Source organism: Pseudomonas sp. Sample_9, assembly GCF_004307535.1.
GTDB classification, from domain to species: domain Bacteria; phylum Pseudomonadota; class Gammaproteobacteria; order Pseudomonadales; family Pseudomonadaceae; genus Aquipseudomonas; species Aquipseudomonas mercuritolerans.
The window spans coordinates 1-1,624 of the sequence record NZ_RAZO01000453.1 but is presented as its reverse complement, the minus strand read 5'-3'; the positions used below and the strand labels follow the sequence as shown (position 1 = coordinate 1,624).

General features: G+C 61.5%; 1 protein-coding gene. It reads left to right on the top strand.

Translation table 11 applies throughout. The features are described 5' to 3' along the window. The coding region (locus D6877_RS25810) for an FAD-linked oxidase C-terminal domain-containing protein (protein WP_130912534.1) at positions 1-1,624 on the top strand (1,624 nt) is incomplete at both ends.

Sequence of the window (1,624 nt, the reverse complement as noted above, 5' to 3'; positions counted from 1 at the left end):
TGTCGGAAAATGCCTGCGCGCTGCTCATCGAATCCCGCGCCGCTTCGTCGACATTGCTGCAGGAACAACTGGCGCAAATCATGGCGTCCCTGCGCGGTTTCCCCGTGGAGAAGCAGGTCGACTTCACCGAAGACCCGGTGGAAAACGCCCGCCTCTGGGCCATCCGCAAAGACACCTTCCCCGCCGTCGGCGCCGTGCGCAAAACCGGCACCACGGTGATCATCGAAGACGTGACCTTCCCGGTCGAACAACTGGCTATCGGCGTCAATCGCCTGATCGAGCTGTTCGACAAACATGCCTACGACGAAGCGATCCTTTTCGGACACGCACTGGAAGGCAATCTGCACTTCGTCTTCACCCAAGGCTTCAACAGCCCGGAAGAAATCGCACGCTACCAAGCGTTCATGGACGACGTCGCGCAACTGGTCGCCGTGGAGTTCGGCGGCTCGCTGAAGGCCGAGCACGGCACCGGCCGCAACATGGCGCCGTTCGTGGAACTGGAATGGGGCAGCGACGCCTATCAACTGATGTGGCAGCTCAAACGCCTGCTCGACCCCAACGGCATTCTCAATCCGGACGTGGTGCTCAGCGAAGATCCGCAGATCCACCTCAAGCACCTGAAACCGCTGCCGGCGGCAGACGAGATTGTGGATAAGTGCATCGAGTGCGGTTTTTGCGAACCGGTCTGCCCATCGAAAGGCCTGACCCTGAGCCCGCGCCAGCGCATCGTCATCTGGCGTGATATCCAGGCGAAAAAGCGCGCCGGCGTCGACACCACAGAACTGGAAAAAGCCTACGAGTACCAAGGCATCGACACCTGCGCCGCGACCGGCCTGTGCGCGCAACGCTGCCCTGTAGGCATCAACACCGGCGAACTGGTGAAAAAGCTCCGTGGCCGACACGCCACGCATCAGAAAACCGCTGACTGGATCGAAGGAAATTTCGCCAAGACCCTGCAAGGCGCGCGCTTCACCCTGCACGTCGCCAACGGCGCGCGGATGATGCTCGGGGCGCCGCGTCTCGCAAAGTTGTCGGCAACGCTGACGCGCTTGTCCAAAGGCCAGGTGCCGCTGTGGACCAACGCCATGCCACAACCGGAAAAAGCCATTCGTTTCAGCCCGAGCGTTTCGGACGAGCGCCCGCGCGTGGTTTATCTGGCAGCTTGCGTCTCGCGGGTCATGGGCCCGGCGGCGGGCGACAAAGAACAAATGTCGCTGTACGACAAAACCCGTGGCCTGCTGGAAAAGGCCGGTTACCAGGTAGTCTTTCCCGACAATCAGGACAACCTCTGTTGCGGCCAGCCATTCGCCTCCAAAGGTTACGCCGAACAGGCCGAGCACAAACGCCAGGAACTGATCAGCGCCCTGCTCCACGCCAGTCGCGGCGGCCTTGACCCGATCTATTGCGACACCAGCCCGTGTACGTTGCGACTGGTGCAGGACATCGGCGAAACGCGACTGGATCTGTACGATCCGGTGCGCTTCATCCGTACGCATCTGCTGGATCGCCTGGACTTCACACCCCAGGAAGCGCCGATTGCCGTCCACGTGACCTGCAGCACTCAGCACTTGGGCGAAAGCCAGGCGCTGATCGATCTGGCGCGCAAATGCAGCAACACCGTGGT